This window comes from Microvirga sp. ACRRW (assembly GCF_022346925.1).
In the GTDB taxonomy this organism is placed as follows: domain Bacteria; phylum Pseudomonadota; class Alphaproteobacteria; order Rhizobiales; family Beijerinckiaceae; genus Microvirga.
This window is the reverse complement of record NZ_JAKRNJ010000003.1, coordinates 342,710-361,899: the sequence shown is the minus strand read 5'-3', so window position 1 is coordinate 361,899 and position 19,190 is coordinate 342,710. Positions and strand designations below refer to the sequence as shown.

The 19,190-nt window shown below is 64.4% G+C and carries 13 protein-coding genes; 7 read left to right on the top strand and 6 right to left on the bottom strand.

Features of this window, described 5'->3' with window-relative positions:
* The first annotated feature begins 60 nt into the window (after positions 1 to 60).
* From ahcY to trxA, 7 genes are all read left to right on the top strand, one after another.
* Positions 61 to 1,461, top strand: a complete 1,401-nt coding sequence (ahcY, locus tag MHY87_RS09060; RefSeq protein WP_239351181.1) for an adenosylhomocysteinase — start codon at positions 61 to 63, stop codon at positions 1,459 to 1,461.
* 353 nt (positions 1,462 to 1,814) lie between these two features.
* Positions 1,815 to 4,382 carry a PAS-domain containing protein gene (locus tag MHY87_RS09055; RefSeq protein ID WP_239351180.1) on the top strand — a complete coding sequence of 856 codons (2,568 nt, stop codon included), beginning with the start codon at positions 1,815 to 1,817 and terminating at the stop codon, positions 4,380 to 4,382.
* A 29-nt stretch (positions 4,383 to 4,411) separates the two neighbouring features.
* On the top strand, positions 4,412 to 5,971 hold the full coding sequence (tsaE, locus tag MHY87_RS09050; protein WP_239351179.1) for a tRNA (adenosine(37)-N6)-threonylcarbamoyltransferase complex ATPase subunit type 1 TsaE: 1,560 nt from the start codon (positions 4,412 to 4,414) through the stop codon (positions 5,969 to 5,971).
* A 9-nt stretch (positions 5,972 to 5,980) separates the two neighbouring features.
* On the top strand, positions 5,981 to 6,715 hold the full coding sequence (locus MHY87_RS09045) for a nucleotidyltransferase family protein (protein WP_370644875.1): 735 nt from the start codon (positions 5,981 to 5,983) through the stop codon (positions 6,713 to 6,715).
* A 9-nt stretch (positions 6,716 to 6,724) separates the two neighbouring features.
* Complete coding sequence (gene addB / locus MHY87_RS09040; protein ID WP_239351178.1) at positions 6,725 to 9,886, top strand: double-strand break repair protein AddB; 3,162 nt, start codon at positions 6,725 to 6,727, stop codon at positions 9,884 to 9,886.
* On the top strand, positions 9,883 to 13,320 hold the full coding sequence (gene addA, locus MHY87_RS09035; RefSeq protein ID WP_239351177.1) for a double-strand break repair helicase AddA: 3,438 nt from the start codon (positions 9,883 to 9,885) through the stop codon (positions 13,318 to 13,320). Before addB ends, addA begins: the two co-directional genes overlap by 4 nt.
* Positions 13,321 to 13,424: 104 nt before the next feature.
* Positions 13,425 to 13,745 carry a thioredoxin gene (gene trxA, locus MHY87_RS09030; RefSeq protein WP_091132963.1) on the top strand — a complete coding sequence of 107 codons (321 nt, stop codon included), beginning with the start codon at positions 13,425 to 13,427 and terminating at the stop codon, positions 13,743 to 13,745.
* Positions 13,746 to 13,803: 58 nt separating this feature from the next.
* Here the strand turns inward: trxA and MHY87_RS09025 are convergent, their stop codons facing one another.
* From MHY87_RS09025 to trpB, 6 genes are all read right to left on the bottom strand, one after another.
* The gene (locus MHY87_RS09025) at positions 13,804 to 14,076 is read right to left on the bottom strand and encodes a DUF4242 domain-containing protein (protein ID WP_239351176.1); all 273 of its coding nucleotides are present in this window, start codon (positions 14,074 to 14,076) and stop codon (positions 13,804 to 13,806) included.
* Positions 14,077 to 14,180: 104 nt separating this feature from the next.
* The gene (locus MHY87_RS09020) at positions 14,181 to 14,588 is read right to left on the bottom strand and encodes a VOC family protein (protein WP_239351175.1); all 408 of its coding nucleotides are present in this window, start codon (positions 14,586 to 14,588) and stop codon (positions 14,181 to 14,183) included.
* An 11-nt stretch (positions 14,589 to 14,599) separates the two neighbouring features.
* Positions 14,600 to 15,925 (bottom strand): folylpolyglutamate synthase/dihydrofolate synthase family protein, encoded by a 1,326-nt coding sequence (locus MHY87_RS09015; RefSeq protein ID WP_239351173.1) that lies wholly within the window; start codon positions 15,923 to 15,925, stop codon positions 14,600 to 14,602.
* A 71-nt stretch (positions 15,926 to 15,996) separates the two neighbouring features.
* Positions 15,997 to 16,857: an acetyl-CoA carboxylase, carboxyltransferase subunit beta gene (gene accD / locus MHY87_RS09010; RefSeq protein ID WP_239351171.1), complete on the bottom strand. Its 861-nt coding sequence runs from the start codon at positions 16,855 to 16,857 to the stop codon at positions 15,997 to 15,999.
* A 56-nt stretch (positions 16,858 to 16,913) separates the two neighbouring features.
* Complete coding sequence (gene trpA, locus MHY87_RS09005; RefSeq protein WP_239351169.1) at positions 16,914 to 17,753, bottom strand: tryptophan synthase subunit alpha; 840 nt, start codon at positions 17,751 to 17,753, stop codon at positions 16,914 to 16,916.
* Between the two features lie 148 nt (positions 17,754 to 17,901).
* Positions 17,902 to 19,122 (bottom strand): tryptophan synthase subunit beta, encoded by a 1,221-nt coding sequence (gene trpB / locus MHY87_RS09000; RefSeq protein ID WP_239351167.1) that lies wholly within the window; start codon positions 19,120 to 19,122, stop codon positions 17,902 to 17,904.
* Between the last annotated feature and the right edge of the window lie 68 nt (positions 19,123 to 19,190).

Below are 19,190 nucleotides of genomic sequence, written 5' to 3'. Positions count from 1 at the left end.
CGCCGCTCTCTGGTAGAGACAGCGCCAATTCAATCCCCAAGGGTAAAGACGGAGGCCAGCATGGCTCAGGATTATATCGTTAAGGACATCGGCCTCGCCGATTTCGGCCGCAAGGAAATCTCGATCGCCGAGACCGAGATGCCGGGCCTCATGGCCATTCGCGAGGAATACGGCCCGAAGCAGCCCCTGAAGGGCGCCCGCATCGCCGGCTCGCTCCACATGACCATCCAGACCGCGGTGCTGATCGAGACCCTGAAGGCTCTCGGCGCCGACATCCGCTGGGTCTCCTGCAACATCTATTCCACCCAGGACCACGCCGCTGCCGCTATCGCGGCCGCCGGCATCCCGGTCTTCGCCTATAAGGGCGAGACGCTCACCGAGTACTGGGACTACACCGCGAAGCTGTTCGACTGGCATGGCGGCGGCGTCCCGAACATGATCCTCGACGACGGCGGCGACGCCACCATGCTCGTCCACCTCGGCCTGCGCGCCGAGCAGGGCGACGTGGCCTTCCTCGAGAAGCCGGGCGCCGAGGAAGAGGAAGTTCTCTTCGCGCTCATCAAGCGCCTGCTGAAGGAAAAGCCGAAGGGCTGGTTCGCCGAGCTCGCCAAGTCCATCAAGGGCGTCTCGGAAGAGACCACCACGGGCGTCCACCGCCTCTACATCATGGCCAAGGAAGGCAAGCTGCTCTTCCCGGCGATCAACGTGAACGACTCGGTCACGAAGTCGAAGTTCGACAACCTCTACGGCTGCCGCGAGTCGCTCGTCGACGGCATCCGCCGCGGCACGGACGTGATGATGGCCGGCAAGGTCGCCATGGTCGCGGGCTTCGGCGACGTGGGCAAGGGCTCGGCCGCTTCGCTCCGCCAGGCCGGCTGCCGCGTGCTGGTGTCGGAAGTCGATCCGATCTGCGCGCTTCAGGCCGCCATGGAAGGCTATGAGGTCACGACGATGGAGGACGCTGCTCCCCGCGCCGACATCTTCGTCACCGCCACCGGCAACAAGGACGTGATCACCATCGAGCACATGCGTGCGATGAAGGACCGCGCCATCGTCTGCAACATCGGTCACTTCGACAACGAGATCCAGGTTGCTGGCCTCAAGAACCTGAAGTGGGACAACGTGAAGCCGCAGGTGGACGAGATCACCTTCCCCGACGGCCACCGCATCATCCTGCTCTCGGAAGGCCGCCTCGTGAACCTCGGCAACGCCATGGGTCACCCGTCCTTCGTGATGTCGGCTTCCTTCGCCAACCAGACGCTCGCCCAGATCGAGCTCTGGAACAACGCCGGCAAGTACGAGAAGACGGTCTACACCCTGCCGAAGCACCTCGACGAGAAGGTCGCCTCGCTGCACCTGGAGAAGATCGGCGTGAAGCTCACCAAGCTGCGCCCCGATCAGGCTTCTTATATCGGCGTGTCGGAGAAGGGTCCCTTCAAGCCGGACCACTACCGCTACTGATCTTCGCTTCCATTGCGGAAGATTTCAGAAAAGCCCGGCGCAATGCCGGGCTTTTTTCATGGTCTCAGGCCCCGAATCGAGAACATTCCGCAACGTCATGCATGTGTCGAAAATGCAATAGGTTTCCACCAATTGCGCACAGCTTCTCCAAAGGAAGATTAAGCCGGTGTTAACCCTCTTCCTGGCGGAGTCAGGGGTAGTCTAAAGTGGGCGCGATTCGACCGGCAATACCGTGGTTTCTTCACAAACCATGCCGGCAGTTCCGTTCATGCGTAGGCGGTATCTCCTCTGAGCAGACACAGCACCAGAGGCGTGAACATATTGGCCTGATCACACCAGGAGGACCGCACGGCATGGCCGGGCAAAGCGAGCTCAAGAACGGCGACCCGGACAAGGCCAGCACCCTCGCAGGCCTCATTCGCGTGCCCTTGAGCCTGACGCTGCTGTCCGGAACGTCCCAGGCGGCGCTCGCTGCCGACGTACCTACCGACCTGCTGAAGCAAACCTCCGACGTGCTTGACTATCTCTACAGCTTCAACCTGCACAGCGCCGCCGCCTTCGGCCTCTTCATGGGGCTTGTGTCTCTCACCACCATCACCTCTCTCCTGCTGATGATCGAGCGCCGCCGCTCCGGGCGCGCGGAGCGAGCCTTGCGCAAGGAGCTTGCAGCCCTTCGCGGCTCAGACGATCTCGCGGCTTTGCTCATGGGTTCCGAGCGGCAATTGCTGGTGAGCTGGCAGGGCCGGGACAGCGAGCCGCGATTCCAGGGCGATCCGTCCATCATCGGCGAAGGCGCGCCCGCGCAGCGCGCGCTGGCCTTCGGCACATGGATGCAGCCGGGCGATACCGCCGCTGTTGAAGCCTCGCTCGAACAATTGAAGCAGCGCGGCGAAGCCTTCCGCCAGGTTGCTCAAACGCTGTTCAACCGTTTCATCGACGTGGAAGGCCGCACCATCGGCGGCCGCGCGATCTTGCGCCTGCGCGATGTCACCGGCGACCGTGCGGATCTTCTGAAAACCCGCGCTGAACTCGCCACCGCACGCAGCGATCTGCGCTCCATGACCATGCTGCTCGACGATGTCGCCTATCCGCTTTGGATTCGAGATGACGACGGCAAGCTTCTTTGGGCGAACCAAGCTTATCTGCGCGCCGTCGAGGCACCGAACCTCGACGATGCGATTGCACGTTCCGTTGAACTTCTGAGCGAACGCGCACGCGAGGATGCGAGCCGCAAGCGCAGGAATGGCGCAACCTATGCCGCGCGCGTGACCGCCGTGGTTGCCGGCCAGCGCGCCGTGCTCGATGTGATCGAGCGTCCCACATCCGGCGGCAGCGCCGGCATCGCGGTGGACGTATCCGAGCTGGAGGCCGTGCGCGCCGATCTGCAGCGCCAGATGGATGCGCATGTGCGCACTCTCGATCAATTGCCGACCGCGGTTGCGATCTTCGATGCCGCGCAAAACCTGATCTTCAGCAATGCCGCCTATCAGCAGCTCTGGAATCTCGATGCTGCCTTCCTCTCCTCGCGTCCGACGGACAGTGAAGTGCTCGACCGTCTGCGCGCCGCGCGCAAATTGCCGGAGCAGGCGGATTTCCGCGCATGGAAGGCGGATTTCCTCACCGGCTACCGCTCCGTCGAGCAGCAGGAAACCTGGTGGCACCTGCCGGACCGGCGCACCTTGCGCGTGGTGATCAACCCCAATCCGCAAGGCGGCGTGACCTATCTCTTCGACGACGTGAGCGAGCGCTTCGAGCTCGCCTCGCAGGTCAACTCGCTGACGCAGGTGCAGGACGAGACGCTCAACACGCTGAAAGAAGGCGTGGCCGTGTTCGGCTCGGACGGACGCCTCAAGCTGCACAACCGCGCCTTCGCCGACATGTGGAACCTGCCCGCCGACGTGCTGGAGCAGCATCCGCATGCGGATGCGATCATCAAGATATGCCGTCTGCTCGCGCCGCAGGACGAGCCGTGGATCGATATTCGCGGCGCCGTGCTCGGTCTTGCCGACATGCGCATGGGCCATTCCTGCCGCATCGAACGTCCCGACGGTTCGGCACTCGATTGCACCGCGCAGCCCCTGCCCGATGGCGCGACGCTTCTCAGCTTCACCGATGTGACCGCGAGCGTGAACGTGGAGCGTGCCCTCACCGAGCGCAACGACGCGCTGGAGCGCGCCTCGCGCCTGCGTGACGAGTTCGTGCATCACGTGTCCTACGAGCTGCGCTCGCCGCTCACCAACATCATCGGCTTCACGCAGCTTCTCGGCGACGAGACGGTGGGCGCGCTCAATCCGCGCCAGCGCGATTATGCGGATCACATCATGCGCTCCTCGGCGGCGCTGCTCGCGATCCTCAACGACATTCTGGATCTCGCCTCCATCGATACCGGCTCGCTGGAGCTGATGCCGGAGATCGTGGATATCCGCTCCACCATCGAAGCCGCCATGCGCGGGCTGGAGGACAGGCTCGCGGAATCCTCGCTCCATCTCGTCATCGACACGCCGGACGACATCGGCACCTTCGTTGCTGACGGCAAGCGCGTGCGGCAGATCCTGTTCAACCTGCTCTCCAACGCGGTGGGCTTCTCCTCGCCCGGCCAGACCATCACGGTGGCGGCGCGCAAGCGCGGCGGCGAGGTGATCTTTGACGTGAAGGACCAGGGACGCGGCATTCCGCCGGAGATCAAGGCGCGCATCTTCGAGCGTTTCGAGAGCCATACACTCGGCACCCGCCACCGGGGCGTGGGACTGGGCCTGTCCATCGTCCGCTCCTTCGTGGAGCTTCACGGTGGGCGCATCGAGCTCAATTCCATGCCGGGCGAGGGCACCATTGTCACCTGCATCTTCCCCAGTGACCGGCAGGAATTTCCTTCCAATGGCCGTACCGGCTCATCTGCGCTAACTCCTATAGCTGCCGAGTAGGATGACCGATGGTGAATGGATTAGCCCGCATGTCCGAGTTGGATGTCTCCCAAGCCGCATGGATCGTGTCGCTTCCCGACCACGAGTCCACGGAAGATTTCGCGCGCAAGCTCGCTGAGGAGCTGAAGGCCGGCGATCTCGTGACCCTCTCGGGCGGCTTAGGAGCCGGCAAGACCACCTTCGCCCGCGCCCTCGTGCGCACGCTCGCGAACGAGCCGGAGCTGGAGGTGCCGAGCCCCACCTTCACGCTCATGCAGGTCTATGACGGGCCGCTCTGCCCTATCGTTCATGCCGACTTCTATCGCCTCTCCGGCGGCTACGAGCTTGTGGAGCTGGGCTGGGAGGAGATGACGGAAAGCGCCATCGCGCTCGTGGAATGGCCCGAGCGCGCCGAGGATGCGCTGAACCCCGACCATCTCGACATCCGCCTCGATTTCGCGCCCGGAGGCCAGGGCCGCATTGCCATGCTCACCGGCACCGGCGCCTTCGCCTCGCGCCTGCAGCGCATCAAGGCCTTTCGCAATCTGGTGGATCGCTGCGGCTGGTCGGAGGCCGTGCGCCTGCCGATGTCGAGCGATGCCTCCGTAATCCGTTCCTATGAGCGGCTGATCAAGATGAACGGCGAGACCGCGCTGCTCATGATCTCGCCGCCCCGGCCCGTCGGCCCGCCCGTGCGGCGCGGCAAGCCCTACACGACCATCGCGAAGCTCGCGGAAACCGTTCATGCCTTCGTCGCCATGGACAAGGGCCTGCGCGCCTTGGGATTCAGCGCGCCTTACATCTACGGCGAGGATCTCGACGCGGGCCTTCTGCTGATCGAGGATCTCGGCGCCGATCCCGTGGTCGACGAGAACGGCCCGATTCCCGAACGCTATGCGGAAGCTACGCGCCTTCTCGTGAAGCTGCACAGCACCGAGCTGCCGCAGGTGCTGCCGGTGGCAGACGGCGTCGAGCACGAGATTCCGCCCTACGATCTCGAAGCCATGCTCATCGAGGTGGAGCTGCTCGCCGATTGGTATGTACCGCACATCATCGGCACGCAGCTCTCGGGCTCCGCGCGCGCGGAATTCGTCAATCTCTGGACGGAAGCGCTGGGCGAAATTCTCGCAGGCCCGGTGACATGGACATTGCGCGACTATCATTCGCCCAACCTGATCTGGATGGGCGAGCGTGAGGGCCTGCAGCGTGTGGGCCTCATCGACTTCCAGGATGCGACCCTCGGCTCGCCTGCTTACGACGTCGCATCGCTTCTGCAGGATGCGCGCGTGACCGTGCCTGCCGAACTCGAACTGAAACTCATCGGCCTTTACGCCCGTGAGCGTAAAGCCGCCGATCCCGCCTTCGATGTTGCTGGCTTTGCCCGTGCCTATGCGATCATGGCGGCGCAGCGCGCCACCAAGATCCTCGGCATTTTCGCGCGCCTCGACCGTCGCGACGGCAAGCCACATTACCTCAAGCACCTGCCGCGCATCGAGGCTTATCTCACCCGCAATCTCGCGCATCCCGCCTTGGCGAAGCTCAAGGTCTGGTATGAAAATTACCTGCCGCGTCTCATCCCGCTCGAGGATGACACGCCGCCATCGTCTTGAGTCATTTCAGTGTCCCAGTTTTCCCAGCGCAAGCCTCACACGGCCATCGTTCTCGCAGCGGGCCTCGGCACGCGCATGCTGCCGATCACGGCCACCATGCCGAAGCCCCTCGTGAAAGTCGCCGGGCAAAGCCTCATCGATTTCGCGCTCGATAAGCTGCATGAGGCCGGCATTGGCACGGTGGTTGTGAATGTGCACCATTTCGCGGACATGCTGGAAGCGCATCTGCGCACGCGTACTGCTCCGGAGATCGTGGTGTCCGACGAGCGCGCGGAGCTGCTCGAAACCGGCGGCGGCGTGAAGAAAGCTTTGCCGTTGTTAGGACAGGATCCCTTCATCACCTTCAATTCCGATTCCATGTGGATTGAAGGCGAGACTCCGAATCTCAAGCGCCTCGTGGGGGCCTGGGATGCGGAACGCATGGACATCCTGATGCTCGTCGCCCCGTTATCCACAAGTGTTGGCTACGAAGGAAAAGGCGATTTTCACCGCGATGCGGATGGAGCTTTACGCCGTCGCGGCGAGGACCCGAGTTCGGATTTCGTCTATGCGGGCGTGGCGATCGTGAAGCCTGAGATGGTGACGGGATCGTCTGACGGCGCCTTCTCGGCCAATGCCTTCTACAACCGCGCCATCGCCAATGGCCGCCTCTACGGCTTGCCTCTGGAAGGCCAATGGCTGCATGTTGGAGAGCCTCACACGATCGGAGAGGCAGAAAAGTGCCTTGCCGCCAGCAAGCGATGAGGTTTTGTCTTGTCGAGCACGCCGCGCGTCTTTTCCATTCCTCCGGGTTGCGCCTTCCTGCCGACCCTGGTGGACGCGCTGCTTGACGGACGCCTTGTCGGCCCGCTCGAAGACGATCCCGCGGCGTTAGCCGACATCACCATCTATGTCCCGACCCGCCGCGCCACCCGCGCGCTGATCGCGCTTCTGGCCGAGCGCGGTGCAGGCCGCGCGCAACTCCTGCCGCGCATCGTGCCACTTGGCGAAACGGATGAAGCCGAGTTCGAGCTGACGGGTCTCGAAGGCACGCCGTTTGCGGAGACCGCCAGCCTCAAGCCGCCCATTCCGCCGCTGGAGCGCCGTCTCATCCTCACGCGCCTCGTGCAGCGCTGGTCGGCGGAAGTGGACCGCGCATTGTTGCAGCTCGGCCCCGAAGTGCCCTTCATGGTGCCAGCCTCTCCTGCGGATGCAGTGAACCTCGCAGGCGATCTCGAAACGCTGATGGATGCCTTCACCACGGAGGGCATCGATTGGCACGCGCTCGAACTGGCGGTGGATGCCGATTACTCGAAGTATTTCGAGATCACGCGCCATTTCGTGCAGATCGCGAGCGAGAACTGGCCGAAAATTCTGGCCGAGCGCGCCGCCAGCGATCCGGCGCAGCGGCGCACAGCCTTGATCGAGGCGGAAGCGCGTCGTCTCACCCGCGAGCGCCCGAGCCATCCCATGATCGTTGCGGGCTCCACCGGCTCGGTGCCGGCGACCGCTCATCTCATGGCGACCATCGCGCGCCTGCCGCGCGGCGCCATCGTGCTGCCCGGCCTCGATACGGATCTCGACGAGGAAAGCTGGTCGACTATCGGTGCAGGAGGCGATGACGAGAGCGACCCGGTGCACAGCCACCCGCAGGCCTCGCTCCGCCGTCTGATCGACAAGAACCTGCGCATCAAGCGCTCCGAGGTCGCCATCCTCGGCGAACCGTCGGAACAGGCGCGTGCGCGCAATCACCTGCTCTCGGAAACCCTGCGCCCCGCCGACACCACGGACCGCTGGGCTCTGATCTCGTCGGAAGAGCGCCTCGCGATGAGCGGCAAGGGCTGCGAGGGCCTGACCATCATCGAGGCCATGGACGAGCGCGAGGAAGCATTCTCCATCGCCATCGCCCTGCGCGAGACGCTGCAGCATCCCGACAAGACAGCAGCGCTCGTGACACCCGACCGCGCCTTGGCCGCGCGCGTGACAGCGGAACTCGCGCGCTGGGGATTGGGTGTCGAAGACTCTGCGGGCATACCGCTTGCCGACACGCCCGCAGGCCGCCTCGCACGATTGACGGCGGAGGCCGCTGCCGACGATTTGAGCCCCGTGCGCCTGCTCTCGCTGCTTGCGCATCCGCTGGTGCGTCTGGGCTTTCCGCGCGCCACCGTCGAACAGGCGGCAAGCATTCTCGAAATCGGCGTGCTGCGCGGTCCCGCGCCTGCTCCCGGCATTGCGGGCATGCGCGCAGCCCTCGCCACGCGCCGCGCGGAGAAAGACCATCGCACGCCGCGTCCCCGCGCGCGCCTTTCGGAAGCGGATTGGGACCTCGCCGACGAATTGCTGCGGCGGCTCGATCTTGCGTTCCAGACCTTCACGCCTGCCGCGCATGGCGAGGAGCGCATCGATCTGATGGCCTTGGTGGAGCATCACCGGCGCGCTTTCGATTTGCTCTGTGCGGCACCGGAAGACGACGAAGGCGAGAGCGAGCCCACCCTCGAACCGCTCGCCGCCCTTTTCGACGATCTCGAGAATTCCGACATCCGCGAGGAGGAAGGCCATCCGCTTCTCGGCCGCTTCGTCGATTATCCCGCTTTCTTCACGGCGCTCGCCAAGCAGCGTAGTTTAAGCCCCTCGCCGCGCTCCACCCATCGCCGCCTGAAGATTCTCGGCCTTCTCGAAGCGCGCCTTCTCTCCGTGGATCGTGTCGTGCTCGGCGGGTTGGACGAGGGCACATGGCCGCCGCGCACGGTGACGGACGCGTTCCTCAACCGCCCCATGCGCGCCCGCGTCGGCCTGATGCCGCCGGAGCGGCGCATCGGTCAGACGGCGCACGATTTCGTGCAGGCCCTCGGCACGCATGATGTGGTGATCACCCGCGCGCACAAGCGCGACGGCTCGCCTATGGTGCCCTCGCGCTTCCTGCAACGCCTCAAGGCTTTCACCGGCAAGGATGTGTGGGAGCGGATGGTGAAGGCGGGCGAGACTTATCGCCGCCTTGCGCGCACACTCGATACGCCGGAGCCCGCGCCGCCCTTGCCGCGCCCGCGCCCGAAGCCCGATCCTGCGCTCTTCCCGCGCTCGCTCAGTGTCACGGAAGTCGAGACGCTGGTGCGCGATCCCTATTCGATCTTCGCGCGCCACGTGCTGAAGCTCGATGCGCTGGAGGCGATTGCGGTTGCGCCGAGCGCCGCCAATCGCGGCACGATCATTCACGATGTGGTCGGCCAGTTCGCAGAGCGTTTTCCGAGAGAGATTCCGGCGCACGCGGACGAAATCCTGCTTGGGCTCGGAGAGGAAGCTTTCGGCGAAATCCGGGAAGCCTATCCCGAACTCTATGCCGAATGGTGGCCGCGTTTCGAGCGGCTCGCCATCGCCTTCCTCGATTGGGAGCGGGAACGCCGCCCCAGCATCGCGGAGGTTTATGCCGAGCGTTCCGGCAGGCTTTCGATCCCGATGCCCGACGGCTCGATCTTCAATCTGCGCGCCCGCGCCGACCGCATCGAGTATCGCCGTGACGGCGGCTTCTCCATCATCGACTTCAAGACCGGTCAGCCGCCCGGCGTGCGCGAGGTCTATGCGGGCTTCTCGCCGCAGCTGACCCTTGAAGCGGTGATGCTGATGAAAGGTGCGTTCAAGGGCCTGCCGATGGCGAAGGAGACGCCGGAACTCGTCTATGTTCACACCACGGGCGGACGCGAGCCGATCAAGCCGCGCACAATCGAGCCGGGACGCAACGAGGAGCGCTCGGTGCCCGAGATCGTGGAAGAGCATCGCCGCCGCTTCGAGGGCATGATCGCGCGTTTCGTGAAGGGCGAAGCAGCCTACGTGTCGCGGCCCTTCCCGAAATATGCGCGGCGCTTCTCCGAATACGATCACTTGGCGCGGGTGAAGGAATGGTCGCTGGCGAGCGCGGGCGGGGTCGAGGGCGGCGAATGAGCAACGATCTCGTCATTCCCGATTACACCAAGGACGCGCAGCGCCGCGCCGCGAACCCGAGCGCGTCGGCCTGGGTGTCCGCCAATGCGGGCGCAGGCAAGACGAAGGTGCTCACCGACCGCGTGGTGCGCCTGCTGCTGGCGGGTTCGCTGCCGGGACGCATTCTCTGCCTCACCTTCACCAAGGCTGCCGCCGCCAACATGGCGATCCGCGTGTTCGAGCGCCTGGGAAAATGGGTGACGATGGACGAGGACAGCCTCGTTGCCGAACTCACCGAACTCGAAGGCCGCAAGCCCACGCGCCAGCAGGTGAAGCTCGCCCGCACGCTTTTCGCGCGCGCCGTGGAAACGCCGGGCGGCTTGAAGATCGACACCATCCACGCCTTCTGCGAGCGCCTGCTGCACCTCGTGCCCTTCGAGGCCAACGTGCCCGCGCGCTTCGCGGTGTTGGACGAGAGCCAGACCGACGAGATGCTGGCGCAGGCCGTGAAGAACGTGCTCGCCGATGCCTCCAACGGCAATTTCCCGCAGCTGAAGGATGCGCTCGACATCATCAGTGTCGATGCGGTGGGCGATGCGCTCACCTCCGCTCTCAACGCGGCGCTGCGTTGCAAGGACTTTTTGCACGATACCACCGGCATCGCGCGCCTGATCCAGGAGCTTGGGCTGAACCCTGATGAGACGCTCGAGAGCATCGAACAGGCGATGCTGGAAGGCGGTTTCAAACCGGAAAGCTGGCCTGCCATCGCGCAGGACCTGATGACGGGCAAGGCCACCGATCAGGAGCGAGCAGAAGCCTTCATCGCCGCTGCGAATGCCTCTGAACCCTCCGAGAAGCTCAAGCACTACCTGTCGGTCTTCCTGAAGGAATCCGATGGCTTGCCGCGCGCAGAATCGCGCCTCGTCACCAAGTCCGTCGATCCTTCGTTGAAGGAGCGGCTGCTCGACGAACAAGGCCGCATCTGGCGTCTCATGGACAAGCGCAAGGCTGCACGCGCGGTCGAGCGCACGCAAGCGCTGTTCCTGCTGGCCGCCGAGATTCACGACCGTGTCGAGCAGGCGAAGATGCGTCTCGGCGCGCTCGACTTCCAGGACCTCATCGACAAGACGCTTGCGCTTCTCTCACGCGGCGACACGGCCTGGGTTCTCTACAAGCTCGACCGCGGCATCGATCACGTGCTGATCGATGAGGCGCAGGACACGAACCCGCAGCAATGGGAGATCCTACGCAAGATCACCGAGGACTTCACCTCTGGTGAAGGCGCAGGCGGGAAGCGCATCCGCACGCTTTTTGCCGTGGGCGATCCCAAGCAATCGATCTACGGCTTCCAGGGCGCAGCGCCGCAGGAATTCGAATCCACCCGCCGCGACTGGTCGAAGAAGGTGCGCGAAGCCGAGCTTCTGTTCGAGGACGTGTCGCTCACCATGTCCTTCCGCTCCGCCAAAGCCGTGCTCTCGGCGGTGGATGCGACCTTCGCGGTGGAGAAGAACTTCAAGGGCCTCTCTTTCGAAGACAAAGCCATCGGCACCGTGCATGAGAGCGCGCGCCCGCATGCGCCGGGGCTCGTGGAAATGTGGCCGACAGAGACGCCCGCCGACGAGGAGGAGCCCGAGGCCTGGGTGCTTCCCGTCGACGAGCCGGAGCAGCAATCGCCGCCTGTCGTCGTCGCGCGGCGCATCGCGCAGGCCGTGAAATGCTGGACCACCAAGGGCGACGAGCACGGACGCACCTGGACCGCCGGAGACGTGCTCGTTCTCGTGCGCAAGCGCGGTGCTGCCTTCGAGGCCGTGATCCGCGCGCTGAAGGAAGCGGGCGTGCCGGTCGCAGGCGCGGATCGGCTCAATATCGGCGAGCACATCGCCGTGCTCGATCTCGTGGCGGCGGGACGCGCGGCGCTGCTGCCGGATGATGACCTGACCCTTGCAACCGCACTGAAATCACCCCTCGTCGGCCTTAACGACGACGACCTCATCCGCATCGCAACCGACCGCGCCGACGACGAGTCGCTGCATGCCGCGCTGACACGACACGCGGAAGCAGGCGATGCGAAGTCGCAGCGCGGCTGCGAGGCCCTTCAGGCCTGGCGCGAGCTCGCCGCACAGCACGGGCCCTTCGGCTTCTTCGCCACCTTGCTCGGACCGCGTGGCGGGCGTTCGCAGCTTGTCGCGCGTCTGGGCAGCGAAGCGGGTGATGCCATCGACGCGTTCTTGTGCTTCGCGCATCAATCGGAGATGACGGAGACGCCTTCTCTCACCGTCTTCCTCAATCGTTTCGAATCCGCATCGCACACCATCAAGCGCGATCTCGACTCGGTAAACAACGAAGTGCGCGTGATGACGGTGCACGGCGCGAAAGGTCTCGAAGCGCCCGTCGTCATTCTCATCGACGGCTGCGAGGTGCTGGGCCGCGATCCGCCGCTCTTGCAGCTCAAGACCAAGACAGGCCGCACGATCCCCGTCTGGTCCCCGGGCAAGAGCGCCGATTGCAGCGTCATGGAAGAGGCGCGCGATCTCCTGCACGCCAAGGGCTATGAAGAGCACAACCGCCTTCTCTATGTGGCGATGACTCGCGCCAAGGACCGGCTGGTGATTGCGCCCTACAGGACCAGCGGCAAGGAATCGCCGCAGGAGGCCTGGTGCGAGATGATCCGCCACGGCCTCGTCGAAAAGGCGAACGGCCTGGAGCGGTCGGAAGCGCCTTACGGCCCCATCGAGCTTTGGCGCGAGGGCTCGCCGCTCGCACGCACGCTTGCCGCCGAATCGGATGTCGCGCCGCTTGAGCCCTTCGAGGTTCCGGCTTGGCTCACCCTACCCGCCCGGCCCGAGCCGGAGCCCTTGCCCCCGATCCGTCCGTCGAGTGCGCTCGGCGCCGCCGAGCGCATGACCCGTCCCGGCGATGGCCCCTATGCGCCCGACGCACGGCTTCGCGGCACCTTGGTGCACGCCCTGCTGGAACGCCTGCCCGCCTTGGATGCGGAACACCGGGAGAGCATGGCGCGCGCCTATGTGCGGGCCCGCGCGCCGCGCCTTCCCGCAGAGATTCGCGAATCGGTGATCGCCAACGCTCTCGACGTTCTGGGGCACGAGGCGCTCAAAGCCCTGTTCGGCCCCGGCTCCCGCGCAGAGGCCCCGATTGCGGGCAAGGTGCTGACGGCTCAGGGAGAACTCCTGGTTTCGGGCCAGATCGACCGCCTCGCCGTGCTCGGCAGCGAGGTGCTGGTGGCGGATTTCAAGACCACCGCCCGTGCCCCGAGGCCCGGCCAGCCTCCACCCCCATCCTATGTCGCACAGTTGGCGCTCTACCGGATGCTGCTGTCCGAGATCTATCCGGACAAGCGCATCCGCACCTTCCTGGTCTGGACGGCGGGGCCTGTGATCCACGAGCTGATGGAACCGGAGCTGGAGCAGGCTCTTACCCTCATCAAAGCGGCGTGAGGGAAAATAGCCCTTGCTTGATTCCCCAAACCGCCGTTCTTACCTTGACCCTATCGTCGAGCGGCTCGGGTGAGTCGCTGTATCAAAAGTTCAAAGGTGATGTGATGGCGACCGTTAAGGTGACCGACGCAAGCTTCGCGCAGGACGTCCTGCAATCCTCCGAGCCCGTCGTGGTCGATTTCTGGGCCGAATGGTGCGGCCCCTGCCGCATGATCGGCCCGGCTCTGGAAGAGATTTCCAACGAGATGGACGGCAAGGTGAAGATCGCGAAGGTCAATGTGGACGAGAATCCGCAGATCGCCTCGCAGTTCGGCATCCGCTCGATCCCGGCCCTCATGATGTTCAAGGGCGGCCAGGTCGTGGCCCAGAAGATCGGCGCCGCCCCCAAGGGCGACCTGACCAAGTGGATCCAGGCTTCGGCCTGACAGACGTCAAAAGCTGAAGACATGAAAAGGGGCCGAAAGGCCCCTTTTTGCTGTTCCGTTATTCGGCCGTTGTGGGATCGATCGTGGTGCGGACGCGCGAAATGCGATCCGCCGGGAATCCCCCGCGCTTGGCATGCTCACGGATGATGTCCTCATCCGGCGCACGATAGACGCAGTACATCTTGTCGTCCGTGACGTAGCTGTGGACCCATTGGATGTCGGGCCCGAGATCGTGCAGGACATTGCATGAAGTCTGCGATGCGCCCTTCAGCTCCTCGGCAGTCTTGCTGCCTAGACCTGGCATGTTTCGCTCGATCACGAATTGCGGCATGCGTGCTTCGCCGGACGTGCCGGCGCCTCCTGATGGGGCCGGATTAACTCCAGAAGCCGGAGAGGGTCTGCCTCCGCTACGCGAATGGCAAATGCGCAAATGGGTTATCGGCCCTTGGCTGCATCCGGTGCCATGTAGATGATCTCCCAGACATGCCCGTCGAGATCGCTGAAGCTGCGCCCGAACATGAAGCCGTGATCCTCGGGCTCCCGCACTTCGTGCGCGCCTTGCCCCAAGGCTCTGTCGACCAGACGGTTCACGCGCGCCCTGCTTTCGACCGAAAGCGACATCGACATCCCGGTCATTGCATCAGTATTCGCGCTGGGCCTGCGTGCGGTTTCCTTGAACTTCGCTTCCGTGAGCAGCATGGCGAAGATGTCGTCGGAGATTGCCATGCAGGCGGTGCTCTCATCGGTGAAGTCCGGATTGAGACCAAAACCCATCGCCTTGAAGAAGCGCACCGACCGCTGAAGATCTTTCACCGGCAGGTTGACGAAGATTTTGGTGGCCATGGCCGCTGTCCTTATTCAGGCAGCGTTCCGTTGGCTGCCAATACCTCACCTGCCAGATAGAGCGATCCGCAGATCAGGACACGGGGCGGGCGATCCCAAACGTATTTATGCAGCGAAGCGAGTGCGGATTCGACGCTTGCTGCAACAGTTGTCGTCAGCCCCACGCTTCCTGCAATCGCCGCCACCTCTTCCGCAGGGCGCGCGGCGATCTGGCCGGAAATCGGCACCGCGATCACCTCGCGCGCGAGGCCGGAAAAGTTCTTGAAGAAGGCTTGAGCATCCTTGGTGCCGAGCATGCCGGCGATCAGCACGAGCGGCGTGTCGCTGCGCTCGCTCTGGTCGGCCATGGCGGCGGCGAGCACGCGGCCGCCATCGGCATTGTGCCCGCCATCGAGCCACAGCTCGCAGCCGGGAGGTGCGATCTCCGGCAACCGTCCCTTCGAGAGACGCTGCAAGCGGCCGGGCCATTCGGCGCGGCTGAGCCCGGCTTCGAAGGCCGATGTCTCGAATTTCTCGAACCCTGCCGCGCGCAGGGCCGCAATCGCGGTGCCTGCATTCGTGAACTGATGCCGTCCGATGAGCTTCGGGCGCGGCAGATCGAGCAGGCCCTTCTCATCTTGATAGACGAGGCGGCCGCCTTCCTCATGCACGGAGAAATCCTGCTGGCCCACGTGGATCGGCGACGCGCCGATGCGCTCGGCCTCGCTGACGAGCGTCTGATCCGCTTCCACATAATCCTGCGGCGCGATGATCGCCGGGCATCCGCGCTTGAAGATGCCCGCCTTCTCCTTCGCAATCGCCTGCAAGGTTGTGCCGAGATATTCCGCGTGATCGTGGCCGATGGGCGTGACGACGGCGGCGGCCGGCTTGTCGATGACGTTGGTCGCGTCGAAACGTCCGCCCAATCCCACTTCGAGCAGCAGCACGTCGGCGGGCTCTTCCGCGAAGAGAAGAATCGCGGCGGCAGTCGTGATCTCGAACACGGTGATCGGCTCAGCATTATTCACCGCCTCACAGCGGCGGAAGGCTTCGACGAGACGGTCTTCCGTTACATACTGCCCGCCGCCGAACTTGCCGAGGCGGATGCGCTCATGAAAGCGCACGAGATGCGGCGAGGTATAGACGTGAACGGCAAGCCCCGCGCTTTCCAGGATCGCCCGCATGAAGGCGATTGTGGAGCCCTTGCCGTTGGTGCCCGCAACATGGATCACGGGCGGCAGGCGGCGCTCGGGATTTCCGAGCTGCGTCAGCAGCCGCTGAATGCGCCCGAGCGACAGATCGATGGTCTTCGGGTGCAGGGCGAGAAAGCGCGCGATCAGCGCATCGGAGGATTCCATCGCCCTGCTCCCAGCATGATCCGAAAAAGTGGATACCGGTTTTTCGACAAGATCATGCGACAAGAAAATACTTACGCAGCGACCGCGGGCGCCTTCGTGAACAGGCGCGACAGGCGGGCAATGGTCGATTTCAACTCATGGCGGTGCACCACCATGTCCACCATGCCGTGCTCCTTCAGGTATTCGGAGCGCTGGAAGCCATCGGGCAGCTTCTCGCGGATGGTCTGCTCGATCACGCGCGGGCCAGCAAAGCCGATGAGCGCGCCGGGCTCGGCGAGATGCACGTCGCCCAGCATCGCGTAAGATGCGGTGACGCCGCCGGTGGTGGGGTTCGTCAACACGACGATATAGGGCAGCTTCGCGTCGCGCAGGCGGCGGATAGCGATGGTCGTGCGCGGCATCTGCATGAGCGAGAGAATGCCCTCCTGCATGCGCGCGCCGCCGGATGCGGTGAAGACCACGTAAGGCGTCTTCTTCTCGATGGCGGTTTCCGCGCCCTTGATGAAGGCCTCACCTGCCGCCGTTCCCAGCGAGCCGGTGATGAAGCCGAGATCCTGCACGGCAATCGTCATCGGTAGCTCTTCGACGCGGCCATAGCCGATCTTGAAGGCATCCTGCAGGCCCGTCTGGGTGCGGGCATCCTTCAGGCGGTCGATATAGCGTTTGCTGTCCTTGAACTTGAGCGGATCGGGCGCCACTTCGGGCAGCGCCACATCGAGCCACGTGCCGCCGTCGAACATCAGGCCCAAGCGCTGCGTCGCCGAGATGCGCCAGTGATGGTTGGAGCCGGGGATCACCCACTGGTTCGCTTCCACGTCCTTGTGGAACACGACCTGTCCCGTATCCGGGCACTTGATCCAGAGATTGTCCGGCGTCTCGCGCTTGAAGAGCGTCTTGATCTTCGGACGGACGACTTCGGAAATCCAGTTCATCGCTTTATCCTCTCGCCGCGCCTGCCAGGCAGGTCACGGCGCTTTCGAATTCAACTTCAAGCAGCCGCGCGCTTCGATACCGAGCGCACGCCTTCGCTCAATTCCTTCACCAATGTGGTGACGGCCTCGACCGAGCGCGAGGTGGCGCGGCCTTCCGCATCGAGCGTACCTTTCAGCGCGTCGATGAGGGCCGAGCCCACCACCACGCCGTCGGCGCCTTTGGCCACCGCCGCCGCATGAGCGCCGCTCTTCACGCCGAAGCCCACCACGACGGGCAGAGGCGTGTGATGCTTGATGCGCTCCACCGCCGAGGCGACCTTGCCGAAATCGGGGGTCGCAGCGCCGGTGATGCCGGTGATGGAAACGTAATAAACGAACCCTGCCGTATTGGCGAGCACCGCCGGAAGGCGCCGATCGTCCGTGGTCGGGGTGGCGAGGCGGATGAAGGCAAGGCCCGCCTTGAGCGCCGGAAGACACAGCTCGTCGTCCTCTTCAGGCGGAAGATCCACCACGATGAGGCCGTCGACACCGGCTTCCTTAGCGTCAGCGAGGAAGCGGTCGACGCCGTAGACGAAGATCGGGTTGAAATAGCCCATCAGGATCACAGGCGTGTCCTGATCTTCCGCGCGGAAGCGGCGGATGAGGTCGAGGGTCTTGACCGTATCCTGGCCGACCTTCAGCGCGCGCAGGCCCGCCGCCTGGATCGCCGGGCCGTCGGCCATGGGATCGGTGAAGGGCAGGCCGAATTCCACGATATCCGCGCCCGCTTTCGGCAGGCTTTTGAGGATCGCGAGCGAGGTCTCCGGGTCCGGGTCTCCCGCCATCACATAGGTGACGAGAGCGGCGCGGCCTTCCGCACGGCATTGTTCAAAACGGGCTTCGATGCGCTGGGTCATGGGCGGGGTGTTTAGCATGGGACGATGAGAATGACACGTGTGTCATTCCCGGCCGGAGCGTAGCGGAGGGGAAGGGAATCCACCCACGAACGCTGCGCTATGGATCCCCTTCCCGGTCCTACGGACCGCCGGGGATGACACGGGGATCTCAGGCGATCTTGTTCCCCAGATGCTCCGCGATCTGGAACAGATCCTTGTCGCCGCGGCCTGAGATGTTGACCACCATCAGGTGATCCTTCGGCTTCTTGGGCGCGATCTCGATGACCTTGGCGAGAGCATGGCTGGGCTCCAGCGCGGGCAGGATGCCCTCCAGCCGCGAGCAGACCTGGAAAGCCTCCAGCGCCTCGTCATCGGTGGCGGAAATGTAAGTGACGCGGCCCATTTCGTGCAGCCAAGCGTGCTCGGGACCGATGCCGGGATAATCGAGACCCGCCGAGATCGAATGCGCGTCCGCGATCTGCCCGTCCTCGTTCATCAGCAGGTAGGTGCGATTGCCGTGCAGCACGCCGGGACGTCCGCCCGTGAGCGAGGCCGCATGCAGGCCCGACAGGCCGTGGCCCGCGGCCTCCACGCCATAGATCTCGACGCTCTTGTCGTCGAGGAACGGATGGAACAGGCCAATCGCATTGGAGCCGCCGCCGATGCAGGCGACGAGCGAATCCGGCAGGCGGCCTTCCGCCTCCATCATCTGCACGCGGGTTTCGTCACCGATGACGCATTGGAAATCGCGCACCATGGCGGGATAGGGATGCGGGCCCGCCACCGTACCGATGCAGTAGAAAGTGTCGGCAACGTTGGTGACCCAATCGCGCAGGGCCTCGTTCATGGCGTCTTTGAGCGTCTTCGTGCCGGACTGTACCGGCACCACCTTGGCGCCCAGCATGTTCATGCGGAACACGTTCGGCTTCTGCCGCTCCACGTCCACCGCGCCCATATAGACGATGCACTCCAACCCGAAGCGCGCGCAGAGGGTGGCTGTCGCAACGCCGTGCTGGCCGGCACCCGTTTCGGCGATGATGCGCTTCTTGCCCATGCGGCGGGCGAGAAGGATCTGGCCCAGCACGTTGTTCACCTTGTGCGCGCCGGTGTGGTTCAGCTCTTCGCGCTTGAAGTAGATCTTCGCGCCGCCGAGATGCTCGGTCATGCGCTCCGCGTAATAGAGCGGGCTCGGACGGCCGATATAATGCGTCGAGAAATACGCCATGTCGGCATGGAAGGCCGGATCGTTCTTGGCTTCCTCGTAGGCCTTCTGCAGCTCCAGGATGTTCGGCATCAGCGTCTCGGCGACGAAGCGTCCGCCGAACTGGCCGAAATGCCCGCGCTCGTCGGGACCGTTGCGGAAGGAATTGGGCTGAGCTTGAGCTGACACGGGCTGTCCTAAGTTTGAGCATTTCCCGGAAAAGTGGTTGCCGGTTTTCCGAAAGGAAATGCGTCTTT